This is a genomic window from Xenorhabdus littoralis (genome assembly GCF_033949345.1).
Classification (GTDB): Bacteria; Pseudomonadota; Gammaproteobacteria; order Enterobacterales; family Enterobacteriaceae; genus Xenorhabdus; species Xenorhabdus littoralis.
In genome coordinates, this window is the sequence record NZ_VCDP01000263.1 from 1 (window position 1) to 325 (window position 325).

The window sequence follows — 325 nt, forward strand, 5'->3', positions numbered from 1 at the left end:
TACTCCTCAATATTGGCGGCACTGGGGGTGTTTTGACACACTTCCGCTACATAAGCAAAACCGCATGCCCGATCAATTTGCCCGCGCTGGGTCAGCATATCGGTCAGGGTAATCAGGTCGAACGGGCAGTTTTTTTCGCTCAGTTCAGCGATGGCCTGAAATATTATCCGGTGTGCCGGGAAATAAAAATCGTCGGCAGCTAATAGCTGGACAACGCTATCCCAGCGCTCATTCTCCAGTATCAGCCCCCCCAACACCCCCACTTCAGCATACGCATAGCTGGGCGCCTCTTCACTGATGATCTGTAAATGTTCATGCGGCAGAT

At 52.0% G+C, this 325-nt stretch carries 1 protein-coding gene; it reads right to left on the bottom strand.

The window, feature by feature from the left end; all coding sequences use genetic code 11:
- The coding region (locus tag FE394_RS19555) for a DnaB-like helicase N-terminal domain-containing protein (RefSeq protein ID WP_319927974.1) at positions 1-323 on the bottom strand (323 nt) is incomplete at its 3' end.
- Positions 324-325: the final 2 nt, after the last annotated feature.